12 protein-coding genes are annotated in these 19623 nt (G+C 68.2%); 9 read left to right on the forward strand and 3 right to left on the reverse strand.

The annotated features are described in order from the left end of the window. Window positions 1-101: 101 nt before the first annotated feature. From ACWD10_RS01205 to ACWD10_RS01225, 5 genes are all read left to right on the forward strand, one after another. On the forward strand, window positions 102-1277 hold the full coding sequence (locus ACWD10_RS01205; protein ID WP_451085625.1) for an NAD(P)/FAD-dependent oxidoreductase: 1176 nt from the start codon (window positions 102-104) through the stop codon (window positions 1275-1277). After that, entirely contained in the window at window positions 1256-2173 is a 918-nt protein-coding gene (locus tag ACWD10_RS01210) for an RNA polymerase sigma-70 factor (RefSeq protein ID WP_451085627.1), read from the forward strand. Before ACWD10_RS01205 ends, ACWD10_RS01210 begins: the two co-directional genes overlap by 22 nt. A 74-nt stretch (window positions 2174-2247) precedes the next feature. Beyond that, window positions 2248-2706, forward strand: coding sequence for a flavodoxin family protein (locus tag ACWD10_RS01215; protein WP_451085629.1), 459 nt, complete (start codon window positions 2248-2250; stop codon window positions 2704-2706). Window positions 2707-2848: 142 nt separating this feature from the next. Further along, the gene (locus ACWD10_RS01220) at window positions 2849-4114 is read left to right on the forward strand and encodes an amidohydrolase (RefSeq protein WP_451085889.1); all 1266 of its coding nucleotides are present in this window, start codon (window positions 2849-2851) and stop codon (window positions 4112-4114) included. 45 nt (window positions 4115-4159) lie between these two features. Beyond that, complete coding sequence (locus ACWD10_RS01225) at window positions 4160-4759, forward strand: YcxB family protein (RefSeq protein WP_451085631.1); 600 nt, start codon at window positions 4160-4162, stop codon at window positions 4757-4759. A gap of 5 nt (window positions 4760-4764) precedes the next feature. Here ACWD10_RS01225 and ACWD10_RS01230 read toward each other — a convergent pair whose 3' ends face one another. Continuing rightward, window positions 4765-5598 (reverse strand): DUF3152 domain-containing protein, encoded by an 834-nt coding sequence (locus ACWD10_RS01230; RefSeq protein WP_451085633.1) that lies wholly within the window; start codon window positions 5596-5598, stop codon window positions 4765-4767. A 434-nt stretch (window positions 5599-6032) separates the two neighbouring features. Here ACWD10_RS01230 and ACWD10_RS01235 point away from each other — a divergent pair, with 434 nt between their 5' ends. Continuing rightward, window positions 6033-7385 (forward strand): hypothetical protein, encoded by a 1353-nt coding sequence (locus tag ACWD10_RS01235; protein WP_451085635.1) that lies wholly within the window; start codon window positions 6033-6035, stop codon window positions 7383-7385. 117 nt (window positions 7386-7502) lie between these two features. On the opposite strand, the gene ACWD10_RS01240 is transcribed toward ACWD10_RS01235, so the two are convergent. Together ACWD10_RS01240 and ACWD10_RS01245 are read right to left on the reverse strand one after the other, a co-directional pair. Beyond that, the gene (locus ACWD10_RS01240) at window positions 7503-8597 is read right to left on the reverse strand and encodes a BMP family lipoprotein (RefSeq protein ID WP_451085637.1); all 1095 of its coding nucleotides are present in this window, start codon (window positions 8595-8597) and stop codon (window positions 7503-7505) included. A gap of 148 nt (window positions 8598-8745) precedes the next feature. Beyond that, a complete protein-coding gene (locus ACWD10_RS01245) occupies window positions 8746-9321 on the reverse strand; it encodes an MmpS family transport accessory protein (RefSeq protein ID WP_451085639.1) in 576 nt (191 codons plus the stop codon). A 1358-nt stretch (window positions 9322-10679) separates the two neighbouring features. Here ACWD10_RS01245 and ACWD10_RS01250 point away from each other — a divergent pair. The 3 genes from ACWD10_RS01250 (at window position 10680) to ACWD10_RS01260 (ending at window position 19495) form a co-directional block, all read left to right on the forward strand. After that, entirely contained in the window at window positions 10680-18317 is a 7638-nt protein-coding gene (locus ACWD10_RS01250) for a golvesin C-terminal-like domain-containing protein (RefSeq protein WP_451085891.1), read from the forward strand. Between the two features lie 65 nt (window positions 18318-18382). After that, the gene (locus tag ACWD10_RS01255) at window positions 18383-18688 is read left to right on the forward strand and encodes a hypothetical protein (RefSeq protein ID WP_451085641.1); all 306 of its coding nucleotides are present in this window, start codon (window positions 18383-18385) and stop codon (window positions 18686-18688) included. 255 nt (window positions 18689-18943) lie between these two features. After that, window positions 18944-19495, forward strand: a complete 552-nt coding sequence (locus tag ACWD10_RS01260) for a hypothetical protein (RefSeq protein ID WP_451085643.1) — start codon at window positions 18944-18946, stop codon at window positions 19493-19495. Window positions 19496-19623 lie beyond the last annotated feature (128 nt).

A 19623-nucleotide genomic window follows, 5' to 3' on the forward strand; every position in this document is an offset into this window, starting at 1 on the left:
TCCCCGGGGCAGCCGGTGACGCAGTTCACATCGGCGGGGCGTCACAAACGGCCGGTGGGCGGCATCCCATGAGTGATCCGAATTCACGGCGGGAGGCAGGCATGGCGGACAGGGCGGACAGGGTGGACACGAACGGCTTGAAGGTCGTCGTGGTGGGGGCCGGTTACGCGGGGACCATGGCGGCGAACCGGCTTGCCAAGAGGGTTCCGGGTGCGGAGATCACCGTGGTCAACCCGCGGCCGGACTTCGTCGAGCGGGTGCGGCTGCACGAGCAGATCGCCGGGACGGGCCGGGCGGCGACGCCGCTCGACGCGATGCTCGGCGAGGGCATCGGCACGCGTATCGGTGCCGCCGACGAGATCGGTGACGGCAAGGTTCTTCTTGAGGACGGCACGAGCCTTGCCTTCGACTACCTGTTCCTGGCCGTCGGCAGCACCGCCGACCCGATGCCCGGCACGGTCCCCGTCGGCACCTGGGAGGGCGCCGAGCACGCTCGTACCGCCTGGGCCGGGCTGTCCGCGGCGGACACCGTCACCGTGATCGGCGGCGGCCTGACGGGGATCGAGACCGCGGCCGAGCTCGCGGGGGCGGGCGGCCCGCGGGTGCGGCTCGTCGCGCCGGAGCTCGCGCCGGGCTTCTCACCGGGCGCGCGGCGGCGCGTGCACCGCGTACTGGAGCGCCTTGGCGTGGAGTTGGTGACGGACACGGTCGAGAAGGTCGAGAAGGCCGAGAGGGTCGAGAAGGCCGAGGAGGTCGAGACGGTGGTCAGCGGCGCGGAGGGCGGTCGCGGCGACACCGTGCGCCTCGGCTCGGGCGCCGAGTTCGTCTCCGCGCTCACCCTGTGGGGCATCGTGTCCGGCGTCCCCGACCTGGCCGCACGCAGCGGGCTTCCGGTGAACGACGAGGGCCGCGTGCTCGTCGACGCGTATCTGCGCAGCGTGGACGACCCGCGCGTCTTCGCGGTCGGTGACTGTGCCGCCGTGCCCGGCGCCCGCATGGCCTGCGCCACGGCCGTGCCGCAGGCCGCGCACGCGGCGGACACCCTGGCCCGCATCGTCAAGGGCCGTGCGCCCCAGCCATACTCCATGGGTTACGTGGGGCAGGCGATCAGCCTGGGACGCAAGGATGCGGTGATGCAGGTGACGCGACGCGACGACACGGTACGGCCTCTTTACCTCACGGGACGCTCCGCCGCCGTGGCCAAGGAAGGCGTGTGCCGGGCCGCGAAGGCCGCCTCCCGTACCGGCGTTTACGCATGGCTGCCGGGGCCGAAGTGAAGCGCGAACAGGCCGAGCCGGACGACGAGTTCACGGCACACCGGCCGCTGCTGTTCTCCATCGCGTACGAGATCCTCGGCTCGGTCGCGGACGCCGAGGACGTACTGCAGGACAGCTACCTGCGGTGGCGCGCGGTGGACCGCGCTTCGGTGGCCAACCCGCGCGCGTACCTCGCCCGCGTCGTCACCCGCCAGGCGCTCGGCCTGCTGCGGTCGGCGGCTCGTCGGCGCGAGGAGTACGTGGGGCCGTGGCTGCCCGAGCCGCTGGTGTCCGATGCCGCCGCGTACGGGGGTCCCGACGGCATCGAGCACGTACTGACCGGAGAAGCGGTGACCACCGCGATGCTCCTCGTCCTGGAGACGCTGACGCCGCCCCAGCGCGCCGTGTTCGTGCTGCGCGAGGTGTTCGGCTTCGGCTACCCGGAGATCGCCGCGGCGGTCGGCAAGTCCGAGGAAGCCGTACGGCAGCTCAACCAGCGCGCCCGCAAACAGGTGCACGCCAGGCGCCGCACGGCCGTCGCCTCGCCCGCCGACGCGGCAGCCGTCACCGAGAAGTTCTCGCACGCGGCGGTCACGGGCGACGTCCAGGGGCTGATGGACGTCCTCGCGCCGGACGTCGTGTTCATCGCGGACGGCGGTGGCGTGGTGAACGCGGCACGCCGCTCCGTGCACGGCCCCGACAAGGTGGCGCGGCTGGTCATCGGGCTGCTCACCAAGGGCTTCCGGCTCGGGGAACTCGACATCCGGTCCGGCGTCTACAACGGCATGCATTCGGTGGTCGTACTCCTCGACGGCGTACTCGACCAGGTGACGTCGATCGAGGTGGGCGGCGACGGGACGGTGACCGCCGTGTACTGCGTCCGCAATCCGCACAAGCTGAGGGCCGTGACGGTCTGAGGGCCACGGTCGGAGCCTGACGGCCGGAACGCGTCTGCTCGGATGGGGCAGCCGCGACAGCAACGGAGGGAAACATGATGGGTAAGGCCCTGATCATCTGCACGTCGGTGTCGCATGGAAACACGCGCAGCGTGGCCGAGGTGATGGGTGAGGTGTTGAGGGCGTCTGTGGTGGGCCCGGAAGAGGTCGACGGTCTCGACGGTCTGGACGGCTACGACCTTGTCGGCTTCGGCTCCGGGATCTTCATGCAGAAGTTCCACCCGCGGCTGCGTGAGTTCGTCTCCTCGCTCCCGCAGCAGCAGGGGCGGGCCTTCGTGTTCGCGACCAGTGGCCTGCCCGCGCCCCGTTTCGGCCCGATGGTGCGGCTGTTGGAGGGTAAGGGCTTCGACGTGGCTGACACGTTCTCCTGCCGTGGCTTCGACACATGGGCGCCGTTCAAGTTGGTTGGCGGGATCCGCAAGGGACGGCCGGACAGCAGCGATCTCGCGGCGGCGCGGTCGTTCGCAGAGGGCTTGAATGGCCGCTGGCGCTAGAGGGAACCTAAAGTTCTACCCGTCGTGCGCACGTCCCATGCACGGCAAACACGATTTTCTTACGTCAATCTGGCTGAACTTTTGTTGATCGAGGGTTAGTTGGCCCTTGCATCACCCTACCCTTCACAGGGTGAACCAAGTGATGTCCCGCGAGCCCGGAGCCGGCGTGCCCGGTGCAGTCGAGTCCGACTCCCACGGGGGTGAGCCCTCAGCGGCGCTGCCCGGTGCGCTTCCCGGTGCGTTGCCGGAGGGCCTGCGTGCCGAACTCGTCGCGTTCCGGCGCGACTTGCACATGCACCCCGAGCTCGGCCACCAGGAGTTCCGTACCACCGCTGCCCTCAAGGCGCGCCTGGAGCAGGCCGGGCTGCGGCCGCGTGTGCTCGACACCGGTACCGGGCTCGTCTGCGACATCGGCGTCCCCGATCCTGTACGGCCGATGCTCGCGCTGCGCGCCGACATCGACGCGCTGCCCATTCCGGACACGAAGGCGGGCGTCGCCTACCGGTCCACGGTGCCCGACCGCGCGCACGCCTGTGGGCATGATGTGCACACCACCGTCGTCCTCGGGGCCGGTCTCGTGCTCGCCGAGCTCGAGCGGGATGGTCAACTTCCTTGTGCGGTACGGCTGATCTTTCAGCCCGCCGAGGAAGTGCTGCCCGGTGGCGCCACCGAAGCCATTGAGTGCGGGGTGCTCGACGGGGTCGGGCGGATCGTCGGGGTTCACTGTGACCCGCGGGTCGATGCGGGGAGGATCGGGCTGCGGCACGGGGCCATCACCTCCGCCTGCGACCGGCTCGAGGTCGCTCTCGACGGGCCCGGTGGGCATACCGCGCGGCCGCATCTCACCACCGACCTGGTCACCGCTGCCGCCAAGGTGGCCGCCGAGGTGCCTGGTCTGGTCGCCCGCCGGGCCGACGCGCGGGCCGGGCTCGCGGTCACCTGGGGGCGGATCGAGGCCGGTCATGCCTGCAACGTGATCCCGCAGCACGCCGAACTGTCCGGCACCGTGCGCTGCCTCGACCTCGCGGCCTGGCGGCAGGCGCCCGATCTGGTGCACGGCGCCATTCAGGAGGTCGCCGAGCTGTACCGGGCCAAGTTCGAGGTCAATTACGTACGCGGCGTGCCGCCGGTCGTCAACGACCCGGCCGTAGCCGACCTGTTGCAGGACGCCATGAGCGCGCGGTACGGCGCCGAGTCCATCGAGGACACCGAACAGAGCCTGGGAGGTGAGGACTTCTCCTGGTACCTGGAGCACGTCCCGGGCGCCATGGCCCGGCTCGGGGTGCGGTCCCCGGGCGAGCGCACGGTACGCGACCTGCACCAGGGTGACTTCGACGTGGACGAGCACGCGATCACCGTGGGCGTCGAACTCTTCACGGCTGCGGCACTGCTCGACGCGCTGCGTTAGGCGGCGGGGGATAAGATCCGCGCGTCTCGTACCCAGGGAGGGGTCATGGCCGAGAACGGCAGCGCGGAAACGGATGACGATGTCGTGGCCGGGCACGCAGACGGGCACGCGGACGTGCACGTGGATCTGGATCTGGATGTGGACGAGCGGACTGCGGTCCGGCTGACGTACCGGCCGCAGCCCGCCGACACGCTGGTCGGCATCCGGGTCCGCGAGCGGATCAAGGTGGTGGGACTGCTGCTGCGCTTCGGGTTCCTCGGCTTGTGGGCGGCGTACTGGGTGTTCACCAACGTGAACTACGGGGGGATCGAGGTGACCTCGACCGTTCTGTTCGTGATCCTCATCGTCACGTTCGGCGGGTATCCGCGGCTCCAGGCCGCCCACATCCAGCGGATCATCGGATGGCAGGGCGAGTACCGCGCCACTGTGTCCCCGACCGGGATCACGTGCAGCAGCGACCACGGCACGTTGTTCCAGAAGTGGTCCGTCTTCCAGGGCTACCGGGAGACGGCAGGCCACTTCGTCCTGCTCAGCCGAGACCCCGACATGCTGTGGCTCGACGTCATGCCCAAGCGGGGCGTGCGGGAGCCCGGCGACGTCGACCGGCTGCGTGCTCTCCTGGACCAGCACACCCGGCGCGTGTAACGAAGTCAGGGAACCGAAGGGCCGCTGAGATAGCGGCCGTCGCGGTCGTAGGGCCAGGCGTTGGCGACGCAGCCGTTCAGGCCCTTGATCTGCTGCATCATCGCCGGGGCGGGCTCGCCCGGGCCCGGGCAGCCCTCGTGGCCGTGGCCGAGGCGATGGCCGACCTCGTGGTTGATGATCAGCGCCCGGTATTCGGCGATCGGCCCGTCGAACTGGGGCGATCCGAGGACCCAGCGCTTCAGGTTCACGACGACGTTCTGCCCGACCCGGCAGTTCACCTCGCCCCTGGTCCGCAGGCCCGCCGCGCCGCAAATCGCGTCTACGGTGCCCGGGGTCGCGATCTTCACCACGAAGTCGTACGAGCCCGAGCCCGAGCCCGAGCCCGAGTCCGAGCCCGCGCTCACGCGGCGGAACGCGTACTCGCCGGTGCGGGTCCAGCCCCGGTTGTCGGCGAGTACCGCCTCGACCTGGCCCGCCGCGCGGCTCGTCGTGATGTCGATGCCGTCCTCGACCTGCACCTGGTAGCGCCACACGCGCTGCCCCGCGCCCACGGCCGCCGTCCCCGCCTCGGCCGTCCGGAACGTACCGGGGCCGGTGGCCGGGATGGCGATGCTCTCGTCGCGGCTCTGCGGCGGGGACGGCGAGGCGGAGGCGCTGGGGGAAGGAGCGGCAGAGGGGGAGGTCGACGCGCTGGGCGAGGGGGACGCGCTGCTGCTCGGCGACGCGTCACCGGGGCCGGGGCCGGGACCGGCCGAGGCCGGTTGCAGCTCGTCCGCGGCGTCCAGGGCGTGGTCGGCCACCGACCGGTCGCGTGTGTCCTGCCAGAAGGCAACGGCCACGCCCCCGCCGATCCCGGCGAGGCCGAGGACTATGCCGACCGTGACCGCGCGCGCCGGAACACGCCGCGTGGCACGTCTTCGGACCCGGGTGCGCCGCCTGCCGCCGTGCCCTCCAGATCGTCCAGATCTCCCGGGCCCTCCGGATCCTCCGGACCGGGCTGACCGGGCTGACCGGTGCTCGCGAGCTGCGCGCCGTCCCACGGCTGATGTTCTCCCTCGACTGTGCCACCTGGGCAGGACTTGCCCCGCAGGGCAGGCAACCCCGCCCTGACCAGGACAGTCCTAGACATGCCGTCGCATCGCCGTCAACCCGACGGACAATCCCCCTATTTATGCCCACCCCGGACACAACTGCGTTGTCATACACGTGCCTTAAGGTGCGGAACCTCCGCCGGACGCACCGGCGGAGTCTTCATGGTTGGAAGGAACCCGCGTTGCGCATACGCAAGTTCGCCGGAAGGGCGGCGGTCTCGGCCGCCCTCGGTCTCTCCCTCCTACTCTCGCTGCCCGGCCTCGGAGCCACCGCCGCCGCGGCCGACAGCACCACCCAACTCCCCATCGCCTCGCACGAGGACGTCGTCGTGGACGGCGTCCACCAGCACGTCTTCATCAGCGACCCGGTCAGCGGCAGCGTCGTCGTGACCGGATACGACGGACAGGTCGTCAAGCAGATCGAGGGCGAGCCCGGCGCCTCCGGTCTCGCCCTCTCCGCGGACTCCGAGACCCTCTACGTCGCGCTGCGCACCGCCGACGCGATCGCCGCGATCGACACCGAGACGCTGCGGGAGACGACCCGTTACCCCACCGGAGCCGGGACGGAGCCGCGCTACCCGGCGCTCGCCGGTGGGCAGCTCTGGTTCGGCTACGGAGGGGACACCCGGGGCAACATCGGCTCGCTCGACATCGCGAGCCCCAACCCCTCGGTCGCCCTCAACCGGGTGGGGCGCCTCTGGTACTCCGCGCCGATGCTCGCCTCCTCCTCGGGAGCCCCGGGCATGCTCGTGGCGGGCGAGGTGGGGTCGAGCCCGACGCAACTCGCGGTGTACGACGTGAGTTCGGGCAGCGCGTACCAGAAGGCGTACACCTCGCCCTCGGGCGGCAACCTGGGGGACCTCGCCCTCACCCCGGACGGCAAGGACCTGGTGGTGGCCACCGGAGCCCCCTACTACCACCAGTCCTACCTGACCTCGGACCTGTCGCCGAGCACCCGGTACAGCACCGGTGCCTATCCGAACGCCGTGGCCATCACGCCCGACGGCAGCACGCTGGCGGCCGGGCTCAACGCCCCGTACGACCCGGACGTCTACTTCTTCGAGCCGGGCAGCGACACGCAGCTCAAGACCTACGACTTCCCGTCCACGTCCACCAACAGCACCACGCTGCGGTCCGCGGGCCTCGCCTGGGCGCCGGACGGCAGCCGGCTCTTCGCCCTCACCGAGACCGGTGACCTGTCGACGCTGACGCTGCGCGTCCTGGACCAGCGGGTCGAGTCCACGCTCACGCTGCGGGCTCCCGAGTCCGTGCCGCAGGGCAAGAAGGTCACCGTCTCCGGGACGTTGAGCGCGTCCGTGCCGTTCGGGGACGGTACCGAGGTCGAGGTGACCCGTTACGACAGCGCGCACCCGGAGGAGGGCCTGCCGCTGGGCAGCTACTCCGTCGCGGCCGACGGCACCTTCGAGTTCACCGACCGCGCGGACACCGCGGACTGGGTGGGATACGCCGTCCGTTACGCGGGCGACGCGCGGCACACCGAGGACCGTGCCGTGGTCAACATCCAGGTCCAGTAGGGCCTCAGGGCCTCAGGGCCTCAGGGCCTGAGGGCTTGACGGCCGGACGTTCCGCCGCCCGCCTTCCGGGGCGGGCGGCGGACACGAACGGGCCCGGGGGCTAATGGCCCCGAGACCTCAGGGCTTCGTCGCGACCGTGGTCTTCCCGTCAATGATCGCCTGCCGGGCCTTCTCGACGGCCTCCACGAGCCCGTCGATCTTCCCGTACGCCGGGTTGGAGTCGGTCACGGCGACGCCGCCCTCCTCCAGCGAGAACCGTTGCACCCCGCTGAGCGGCTTGCCGTCCTCGACCGACTTGGCCAGGGCGTAGACGGCGCCGCCGACGTCCTTCGTCGCGGAGGTCAGGATGTGCTCCTTGTACTTGGCGAGCGCCTTGTGCTTGTACTGGTCGGAGTCGACGCCGATGGCCCACTTCTTGGCCTTGGCGGCGGCCTCGATCACGCCCTGACCGGAGAGTCCGGCGGCCTGATAGACGACGTCGGCGCCCTTCTCGAGCTGCGCCTCGGCCGCGGCCTTGCCCTTGTCCGGGCTGGAGAAGCCGCCCTCCTCGGCCGTCTCGGTGAGGTACTGCGAGAGGACCTTGGTCTTCGGGTCGGTGTCCTTGACGCCCTGCGTGAACCCGGCCTCGAACTTGTGGATCAGCGGTATGTCCACGCCGCCGACGAAGCCGACGGTCTTCGACTCGGTGGCCTTGGCGGCGGCGACACCGGCGAGGTAGGACGCCTGCTCCTCGTGGAAGACGAGGTCGGCGACGTTCTCCGCCTTGACCGTCGCGTCGTCGACGATCCCGAATGTCGTCTCCGGGTACGCCGCGGACGCCTCCTTGACGGCGTTGGCGTAGATGAAGCCGATGCCGACGACCGGGTCGTAGCCCTGCTTGGCCAGCTGCTTGAGCCGCTGCACCTTGTCGGCGTCGGACTCGCCGTCCTTGGGCTCGACGGCCTCGCCCTTGTAGCCGAACTCCGCCCGGGCCTTCTCCAGGCCCGCGTACGCGGCGTCGTTGAAGGACTGGTCGCCCTTGCCCCCGATGTCGAAGGCGATGGCCATGCCCTTGTCGGCCTCGCCGTCCTTGCCGCCGGACTCACTGGAACTGGTCTCGCCGCAGGCGGTGGCGGCGAGGGCGAGCACGGCCAGGGTGGCGGCGACCCGGCCGAGTCGGCTCACCGGGTGCGGTATTCGGCCGGTACGAGGCATGCGACGCGCTGGCTGCATGGGCAGACCCCTTCTCCCCGAAGCGCCGTGGTCGGCGCCGATTCGGCGCACCGTAACCCGCCCGCGGAGCGGTGGAACCGCCTTGTGCCGGGCCGTTACCGATTCGTGCCGCCGTGCGCCCGGGGGAGGGCGGGCGCGTCCGCGTCGGTCACTTCGCCTCGGTGGGCAGCTCGCCGCCCGAGCACGTGGCGCGGCCGAACTCGCCGCTCGCCGTGGCGAGTTGTACGTGCTTGCCGCGGATCGCGAGCGTGCAGGAGGCCTTGCCGCCCTGCTCGCCGAGCACGATCGACACGATCGGCGCCTTGCCGAGCGGCACCTCGACGGTCTTCCGCCAGGGCAGGTCGGCGCCCTTGACCACCGTCGCCTTGCCCGACTCGTTCCCAGCCAGGTATGAGATGTCGGCCGGGCCGTCGCCGGTGACCTCATATGCCACTTCGGCGGTCGGCACGGGCTCGGCCTTCGGCTTGTCCTCGGTGCTGAACACCCCGTAGGCGACGAAGCCGCCACAGAGCAGCAGCAGGGCAGCCGCGATCGCAAGGGTGGCCCGGCTGCCGTCGGAGCGTCGCTTCGCGGTGTCGGAGCCGTTCGTGCCCCCTGCGGATTCCTCGGATTCTGTGGACTCGGCGGACTCGGCGGACTCCGCGGATTCCACGACCTTTTCAGGCTTCGCGTTCATCTCGCCCTTCTCGTCCGACTCGGCCTTCTCGGACCCCTCTGATGGCATGACGGTAAACCGGCTTTCAATAGGCGGCAGCTGTGGAACCGGGCGGTTATACACCACGCATACCTGGCCATGCGAGCGACCGGACAAAGGGGGCGTACAACCCCTGATTTCGGTGGCGTTTTGCCCACCATGTCCCTGTGCTTGACGGCGCGTCAGCGAGCTCACTAGAAACCCGCCGTCGCGCGCGGGCCTTTTTCCAGGCTTGTGCGCTGCGATGGAACACCCCAAGCCGGGCGGAAACCTCCGCGCCGGTTCGTTCCGCGTGCCCGAAAGGCAACGATGTGAAAGTTCGCTACGGGAGATTCATCTCCTGCTTGGCGGTATCGGCAGTGGCGAGCACACTGCTACCGCAAATAGCCTACGCCGCACCGACTTCCGGTGAATACGGCAAGAGCTTCACGGAAGGGCTATCCGACTGGTTCTCCGACGGCGACGAGAAGAAGAAGGAGGTGAAGGAGCCTCCCTCCTACGGAGAGCACGGCATAGCCGACCGACAGAAACTCCCCAAGGGTAAGAAGGCGCCGAAGGCCAAGCGCGTCAAGGAACTGACCAAGCGTCGCACCTCCCATGCTCGTTACTGGCAGCTCTCCGACGGCCGGGTCGAGGCAGAGCTGTCGGCGGTGCCGACCTCCTACCGCGACCCGGAGTCGAAGTCCTGGAAGCGGATCGACGCGACCGTCCGCCCCGCGAAGGACACGAAAGGCAAGGGGAAGTCCAACCCCAAGGGCAAGTCCGACGCCAAGGGCAAGTCCGACGCCAAGGGCTTCGACTTCGCCAACACCACCAACGTGGCCCGCAGCTGGTTCGGTTCGGACGCGCGCAGGCTGCTGCGGTACGAGGCCGCCGACGGCCACGAGGTGACCATCGGCCTGGCCAACGAGAAGGGCAGCGCGGCCCGCCTCACCCCCGTGGCCAAGGGCGACACCGTCACCTACAAGGACGCGGTGGCGGGCGCGGACCTGTCGTACCAGGTGGGTCCGGGCCGGGTGAAGGAGAACATCGTCCTGGCCGAACGCCCCGACGGACCGGTGTCGTTCACCTTCACGCTGGGAACGGACGGGCTCACGCCAAAGGCCCGTAAGAACGGTTCGGTCGCCTTCTACGGCGAGGGCGCGGACCCGGTCCTCGTCATCCCGGCGCCGGTCATGACGGACGCGAAGAAGGACGCGGAGTCGCCGTACGGCACCGGCTACAGCACCGACGTCGAGCAGAAGCTCACCAAGGCGGGTAAGGGCAAGGGCTGGCAGCTCACCGTCACCCCGGACGCGAAGTGGCTGGCCGCCAAGGAGCGGCAGTACCCGGTCAAGGTCGATCCGACGCTCGCGATCGCGCCGACGCCGGAGACCGCCCAGGACGTGATGATCTCCTCGGACGGGCCGACGTCGAACTACGACGCCAACTGGCGGCTGTCGGTCGGCAACACCAGCACCGGTGCCGCCCGTTCGCTTCTGAGGTTCCCGCTGAGCAGCATCCCCGCGGGAACGCAGGTGGACTCGGCCGACCTCAAGCTGTACTACGACCAGACCCACACCACGAACGACAACGAGGTGCGCCTTGAGGCGCACCGGGCCACCGAAGCCTGGGACGAGATCAACGCCACCTGGCAGAGCGCGAGCGGGATCACGGGCGAGCTGTCCGGCACGGCGGTCACCGTCGACGACGGCGACTTGGGCACCACGGCCGCCCAGGGCACCTGGCCGACCTCGGGCTCGTCGCTGACGCAGTACGCGGTCGGGCAGGACTACCGCTACAACAAGGACTCGGCCTCCGGCGACACCTACACCTGGCAGCCGAGCCTCCCGGAGGACGGCGACTACCAGGTCGAGGCGCACTACGTCCCCGAGTTCGACCGGGCGACCAACGCCCCGTACACCGTCACCTACGACGGCGGCAGCAAGACGTACGCCGTCGATCAGAGCGCGGGCGACGGCGGCGAGTGGAAGAAGCTGGGCACGCACCCGTTCAAGGCGGGCACCCTCGGCAAGGTCGTGCTCGGCGACGACCCGGCGTCTTCCACCACCGCGGTGATCGCGGACGCGGTCCGGTTCACCAAGGGCGGCGTGGTCACCAAGGAGCCGGGCCAGCTGAATACCTGGCACTCGTTCCCGGTGACGAAGACCGTCCAGTCCTGGATCGACGGCACATACGACAACCACGGGTTCGTCGTCAAGGCCGGCGACGAGAGCACCGACGGCCCCAAGGGCGGTCCGCGATACGAGGGCAGTGAGTTCGGCTACAGCGGCGAGACGGTCAACTACCCGAAGCTGGTGCTGACCTTCGGCCGTCAGGGTGTGAACCTGGATCCCCCTACGACGATCCACGACACGGGCGCGGAGCTGACGTGGTCCGCCTACCAGGACCAGGACCCGGCCGCCACGGACGATGACATCGTCGAGTACCAGGTCCACCGCAGCGTCTTCCAGACGTTCACCCCCTCCGCCGCCACTCTCGTCGCGCCCGTCGAGCCCACGACGAGGGCGTTCAGCGACACCACGGCGACGCCGACCGCGGTGGACGATGAGGACCCCTTCGGGCGGGCGTACTACTACATGGTCGCCGTCAAGACGAAGGACGGGCAGGTCATCAGTGCGCCGACGCAGCTGGTGCGGCTGCCGAAGGCCGGCCGGACCACGAAGGTACTGACGGCTTCGCAGGACACGACACTGTCCTCGGGGCAGCCCACGACGCCGCTCGACACGATTGACGACGGCGGCCCGAAGAACTGGGTCGTGGCCGGAAACAACTCGTCGACGTACGGCGACATGCGCACCCTGCTGAAGTTCCCGGAGCTCGGCATCCCCGGCTCGGCCCGGGTGGTGGATGCGACGGTACGGCTGTGGGGCACGCAGAGCGTCAAGTCGGCGGCCGGGGCACGCTACGAACTCCGGCCGCTGACCCGCGACTTCGACGAGACCACCGCCACCTGGGAGAAGGCGAACGAGACCACCAGCTGGACCAGCCCGGGCGGTGACGTCGACGCTGTCGTGGCCGACACCGGGGAGATGACCAACGACCCGGCCCGACACGACTGGAACGTCACCTCGCTCGCGCAGTCCTGGGTGACCACGCCGTCCTCCCAGAAGGGCGTGGCCATCAAGATGGCCGACGAGGCCACCACGCAGGAGCGCACGCTGTTCCTGTCGTCCGAGGGGGACGAGCAGCGGCTCCGCCCGAAGATCGTGGTCACGTACACCGATTCCACGACCCGGTCGACGTACTACGCGCCGAAGACGCCGTCGCGTATGACCCCGAACACGGCCTACACGGTGGACTTCACGGTCACCAACACCACCGACGCCGCGTGGGCGGACGGCGAGCGGGAGCTCTCGTACACCTGGAAGCTCCCCGACGGCACGGACGTCACGACCGGCGGCAACCAGCTGGCGACGGCCATCCCGGCGCTCTTGCCGGGCGATTCGGCGACGATCCAAGCCCAGGTGAAGACGCCGATCAACTCGGACTCCGGCAACAAACGCACGGAGTACGTACTGGGGTGGGACGTCCGCACGGTCGCCGACGGCACCTGGCTGTCGGCCGGGACCGGGGGCATCCCGCCGCTGAAGCAGCACACGGCGGTCGAGGATCCGACCTCCAACCAGCTCGGCCTGGAGAAGTTCTACTCGTACACGGGTAAGAACACGGGCGCCGGGTCGACGGTGATGAACAACCTGGCCGCGGGCAACAGCGTCTGGACGTACAACGCGTTCACGAACCCGGGCCGGGGCCTGAACACCTTCGCGCGCTTCGCGTACAACTCGCTCGACACGAGCGACACGGTCGCCGGTCACGGCTGGTCGTTCCAGCTCGCGGGCCCCATCCGGCTCGGTGCTCCGCTGGAGTTCCACCCGAAGCCGAACCCGACCGAGGTCCGGCTCCCGGACGGCGACGGCACCACGCACGTCTTCCGCTGGGACAGCACCAACAGCGTGTGGAAGGCCCCGGCGGGCGTCCACTTCAAGCTGGCGGCCAAGCCGGGCGCGGAGTGCAAGCCGTCCAGTGACCCGGTGCCGGACGCCTGGACGCTGACGCGTCCGGACGGCACGCGGTTCCTGTTCGGCTGTGACGGCTACATGACGTCGACGGTCGACAAGAACGGCAACACACAGTCGTTCACGTACGAGGAGCGCCGGTCCAACAACAAGCCGACCAAGTTCCTCAAGTACATCACCGACCCGGCGAGCCGTCAGTCGCTCACCGTCGACTACTACGAGAAGGGCGACGCGTCCTACGAGTACATCGACGAGACCGGGGCGAAGGTCAGCGGCACCAATCTGACCAACTCCAAGATCTACGACCACGTGAAGTCCATGACGGACATCTCGGGCCGGAAGGTCGAGTTCTACTACACGGAGAAGGGCCTCCTCGGCCGCATCGTCGACGGCGAGGGCTCGACACAGCCCAAGGTCTTCAACTTCACCTACGACGCCACGCAGGGCAACAAGAACGTCAAGCTGGTCAAGGCGACCGACCCGCGCGGCAACGGCACGTCGATGGCGTACTACGCGCCGCAGGCCGGTGACGACCCGAAGTACCACTGGTGGACGAAGACGATCACCGACCGCCTGAACGGCGCCACCGGCTTCGCGTACGCGGCCAACGCCACGACCCCGAAGTTCACCGACACCAAGGTCACGGACGCCGAGTCGAACGCCACGGATTACGTGACGGACGACTTCGGCCGCCCGGTGCAGACCACCAACGCCAAGTCCGAGACCACGAAGATGGCCTGGGACGCGGACAACAACGTCACGTACCTCGAGGAGGCCAACGGCGCCAAGACCGCGTACTGCTACGACCAGAAGACGGGCTACCCGCTCTGGCAGCGCGACGCGGAGAACAACAAGACCGGCGTTCCGCCGTCCACGGACTGCGCCCCGGGCACGTACCCGGCGAACTCGGCGCAGTACGCCTACCAGACCCGGGCCGACGGCTACGCGGCCGACCTGGTCACGAAGACCTCTCCGGAGGGCCGGAAGTGGCAGTTCGGCTATGACACGTTCGGCAACCTGAAGACGGTCACGGACCCGAAGGGCGTCGCGACGGCCACGGCGGGCGACTACACGACGGCGTACGAGTACAACGGCTACGGGCAGATGACCACGGCGACGGACGCCAACGGCAACGCGACGAAGAACAGCGAATTCGGCCCGACCGGCTACCCGGCGAAGATCACCGACGCGCTGCAGAAAACGACGTCGTTCGTCTACGACGAGCGCGGCCAGGTCACCTCGGTGACGGACGCGTTGGGCAGCGAGACCACGCAGACGTACGACACGTTCGGCCGTCCGCTGGTCTCCACGGTGCCGAAGGAACAGAAGGACGGCGTCTTCATCACGACGCCGGCGCCGGTGTACGACGCGAACGACAACGTCACGAAGGCGACCGCGCCGAACGGTGCGGTGTCGACGGCGGTGTACGACGCGGCGGACCAGGTGAAGTCGGCCACGGCCCCGAAGGACACGTCGACGTCGGACGAGCGGAGGACGGCCTACACGTACGACAAGGTCGGCAACCTCAAGACGACGACGGAGCCCAAGGGCACGCTGACAACGTCGGACGCGACCGACTACACCACGACGAACAACTACAACACGATCTACCAGCTCACGTCGGTGGTGAACGCGGACGGCGACAAGGTCAGTTACACGTACGACGACGTCGGCAACGTCACGAAGGTCGTCGACCCGAAGAAGAACGCGACGGCGGACACGGCCGACTACACGTCCAAGACGGCGTACGACCTGAACCACCGGGTCACGACGGTCACGGACGCGGCCGGAAACACCACCAAGCGGTCCTACGACAAGGACTCGCTGGTCGTCTCGACGACGGACGCGGAAAACAACACGACAACCGTCACCTACGACGAGCGCGGCAAGAAGACCCAGGTCAAGGTCCCGCACAAGGGCACGACGTCGATCGAGTACCGGACGACGAAGTTCGAGTACGACGAGGTCGGCAACACCACGAAGGTGCTCACGCCGAGGGCGGTGGCGGCCGGTTCGACGGAGGCGTTCACGGCACGCACGAAGTACGACGCGCTCAACCGCCCGGTCAGGCAATACCAGCCGTACGACCCGGCGGACGCCCGCTACAACGACCCGAACGTCTACACCGAGACGGCCTACGACGCGGTGGGCCGGGTGGCGGCGACGTCGCTGCCACCGTCGGAGGGCCAGACCGTCCGTAACAAGTCGGAGTACACGTACTTCGACAACGGCTGGGCGAAGTCGTCGAAGGACCCGTGGGACATCACCACGACCTACGACTACAACGACCTGGGCCAGCAGACCGCCCGGACCCTGACCTCGGCGGGCAGTTCCTCGAACCGCACGATGACGTGGGGCTACTACCCGGACGGCAAGCTCAAGTCGAAGTCCGACGATGGCGTGCCGGTCGGCAAGAACGTCGTCCTGGCAGACAACTCCGACACCCAGCACACGTCCTCTACGGGCACGTGGACGAAGGGAGACATCGAGGGCCAGCAGGGCTACGACCACGCCACACACGCGGCGGGCACGGGCACGGACAGCTTCACGTGGAAGCTGAACATCCCGGCGGATGGCACGTACGAGGTGTACGTGAAGTACCCGGAGGTGACGGGCGCGGCCACGTCGGCGAAGCACGCCATCACCTACAAGGGGCTGCTGGGGAACGCCACCGTCAACAAGACGGTCGACCAGACGGCCGCGGCGGGCACCTGGGTGTCCCTGGGCTCGTACAACTTCGCTCAGGGCAACGACGGCAAGCTGGAGCTGTTCGAGAACAGCGGGGGCAAGGTCGTGGCGGACGGCGTGAAGCTGGTCCGTGACAACGCGTCCGACACGGACAACGAGCAGAAGACCTTCACGTACAGCTACGACGTGAACGGCAACCTCACGAACATCGACGACACGTCGTCGAGTGCGGAGGTCGACGCGTACGCGGTCACGTACACGGGCCTCAACCAGGTCCAGAAGGTGACGGAGTCCCTGTCCGGCCAGGAGCAGAAGGCCACGTCGTACGCGTACGACGCGAACGGCCAGCCGGAGACGGTCACGCACCCCGACCAGTACTCGAAGTACACGTACGACCTACGTGAGTTGGTCAAGACGGTCTCGGTCGGCAAGTCGTCGACGGACACGAACCCGAAGACCACGTCGTACACATACACGGACCGTGGCCAGAAGCTGAAGGAGACGAAGGACAACGGCAACACGGTCGACTACACGTACTACCGAGACGGCGGGCTGAAGACCTCGGTCGAGAAGAAGGGCAACGGAACCCTCGTCGCCTCGCACACCTACGCCTACGACCCGAACGGGAACAAGGCGCAGGACGTGGCGAAGAAGATGAACGCCGACGATCACACGGCGTATCTCTCCTCGACCACGGACTACACCTACGACCCGGCCGACCGCCTGGCGAAGTCGGTGAAGACGGGCAACGGCGCGAGCACGGACACGTACGTCCACGACGACAACGCCAATGTCATCAGCCAGTCGGTCAAGGGCACGTCGACGACGTACAACTACGACCGCAACCGCCTGCTGTCAGCGACGTCGGGCGGGGCGACGGCGAACTACAACTACGACCCGTTCGGCCGCCAGGAGTCGGTCACGAGCGGCGGAAAGGTAATCTCCCGGAAGGTCTACGACGGCTTCGACCACGTCATCGAGTCCCAGAAGCTGGACGACACGGGCGCGATGGAGTCGACGAAGTACACCTTCGACCCGCTCGACCGCACCGCGTCCAAGACCGCGGACGGCAAGACAACCGACTTCAACTACCTCGGCCTTGGCGGCGAGGTGCTGAACGAGGAAGTCGCCGGCGAGCTGACGAAGTCCTACCAGTACAGCCCGTGGGGCGAACGCCTCTCCCAGATCAAGCACAACACCGACGGCACGACGGAGGACAGCTACTACGGCTACAACAGCCACACCGACGTCGAAACCCTTACCGACGAGACCGGTAACACCAGGGCCACGTACGGCTACACGGCCTATGGGCCCGAGGACGAATCCGAATTCACGGGTATCGACAAGCCCGACCCGGCCGACCCCACGAAGGAGAGCTACAGCCCCTACCGCTACAACGCCAAGCGCTGGGACGTCGACAGCGGCACCTACGACATGGGTTTCCGCGACTACAACCCGGAATTGAACCGCTTCACCACCCGGGATATGTACAACGGCGCCCTCGCCGACATGCGACTCGGCGCGGACGCCTTCACCAGCAACCGCTACGCCTTCACCGGCGGAAATCCTGTCAGTCGCATTGAAATCGATGGCCACTTCGGCTGTGGTGCGTACGGGGGTGAAACCTTCGAGTTGCTCGTTGCGGCAGGTTCGTGTTCTCCGGAGGAGGTGATACTCGAGAGTGACTCTCCCTCCTCCTCGGAGTGGAACGACGGCCCGAGACTGGGGCGCTGCAACTACGACTGCGGCAGCGTTACCACTCAGGAAACCGAGGCAGCCGAGACGCCCGAAGAGATTCCGATGTGGGAGAACTTCGTGGGCTCGGTGCTTGACGTGGGCACGAATCTGGCCGCCGGGATGGGCGGCTCGTGGTTGGTGAATAAGACCGACCACGACAACACCAAGGGGATCTGCCTGAACGCCTCCATCGCTACATACGTCGGCTGGGGTGGTTCCGGCTGCATTCTGTCCACTAAGGTGGAAGGCGGCTACGACGTCTCCGCAACCCTTTCGACTGGACCGGAATTCGGCTTCGGCGGTTCCGCTTCCGTCGGTGCTTTCTTCAGTAATTCGGACGACCCCGTCAGCCAGTTGGCGGGCGCTGGTGTCGAGGGCGAGGTAGCGGCAGGTCCGGGCATCGGAATCTTCGGCTCCTATGGGGCTTCTGTCGCGGTGGACGACAATTACAGCCCCACGGGTATCACCCGAAACAACAAGGGGGATATGGTCGGCTACGGTCAGGTTGGCATCACAGCTGTGACCGGCCTTGACGGTAGCGTCGGTACCAACTGGACCTGGGCCTTCGACCTGGGTAACTAACCCTCGGTTTAAGGGATTTCAGGCGACCATAGGCAATCTGTAGCAAATCTGACGGGGTTGCATGGGTGGAGTTCTTCGCCCATGCGGCCCCGTCACCTCTCGGCGGGAGAACCATGCACGTTGCAAGTCAGGGGTCGGGCGGTCCGGGACTGATCTTCGCAGTCATAGGCGTCCTCTATTTCGTCTCGTTTGGGGTGATTCTTCTGTTCAATCCCCAAGGGCGCGGCGAGCGCCTCGTGGGCAGGCTGTTCGCCAAGGGGCCATTTCGGAAATCCGGGCCTCGTGCTGCACGGCCGGTCTCACGGGTGCTGGGGGCGGCCTTTCTGCTGCTGGGCACGCTGCTCTTCGTGGTGGCGGCCATGAGTCGCTAGAAGGGATGTGAGCATGCAGAAAAACCCCCTCGACCACAGGCGCCGGACGGCAGGACTCTGCCTGATGCTGGTGCTACTGACGGGCTGCGCCGCGGGGACGGCACACCCGGACACGCCCCCGCCAAACGACATGAGCATGGATGAGCGACCGCCCGGGGAGCGGACGGCGGAGAAGGCATTCGCCCTGCTGCGGGAAGCGGACTCGATGCGGTTGTCGTTCACGTCCGGACGCCCCGGGGCAATGCCGTAATCTCCGTGCACGCTGACCGGGATGGCAATTGCACGGGCACGTTTGACCTGGGGCGGAGCCAACGCGGGGACATCATCAGAATCGCCGGCGAAGGGGTCTCCTACGTCCGCTACACCGATGCCGCACTCGCGGAGATGCGCGCGGAGGCCGCCCGTCGCGGTCCCGAAGCCGCGGCAAAGGTCAACGAGCGCACTGCGCAGGCCCGGGACAAATACCTCAAGGTGCCCTCGGTCAGCCCCGCAGTGAAGGACCGGTGCGACCTGGACAAGGCACTGGAGAAGGCCCCCCGGGGCGGTGTCGGCGTCCAGCAGCAGCCCGTTGTCGAGCGCGATGGTGAGCAGGTCATCCCGCTGCGCGGCCCCGAAGGGGACGAGGACATGACGATGTACGTGGCCGCCGAGGGCGAACCGTACATCCGGTTCATGGAGGGCATGGTCGGAGGCACCCAGGTGAGGGTCGCGTTCTCCCAATTCGACGAGCCGGTGAGCGCGTCGGTGCCCCCGGCGGACAAGGTTCTCGACATCGATACGGAGGGAGAAGGACTGCTCGGCACCTGAGCAGGGGCCTCGGCAAGGGGCTGACCGTGTGCTCCCGTCGGGCCGGATGGCCTCTTTGCTGACAACCCTGCCCGGCATCTGGGCTGCGGAGGCGGCCGAGGTCTCACATGGAACCTGAACATCCCGGC

Source organism: Streptomyces sp. NPDC002851 (genome assembly GCF_053591935.1).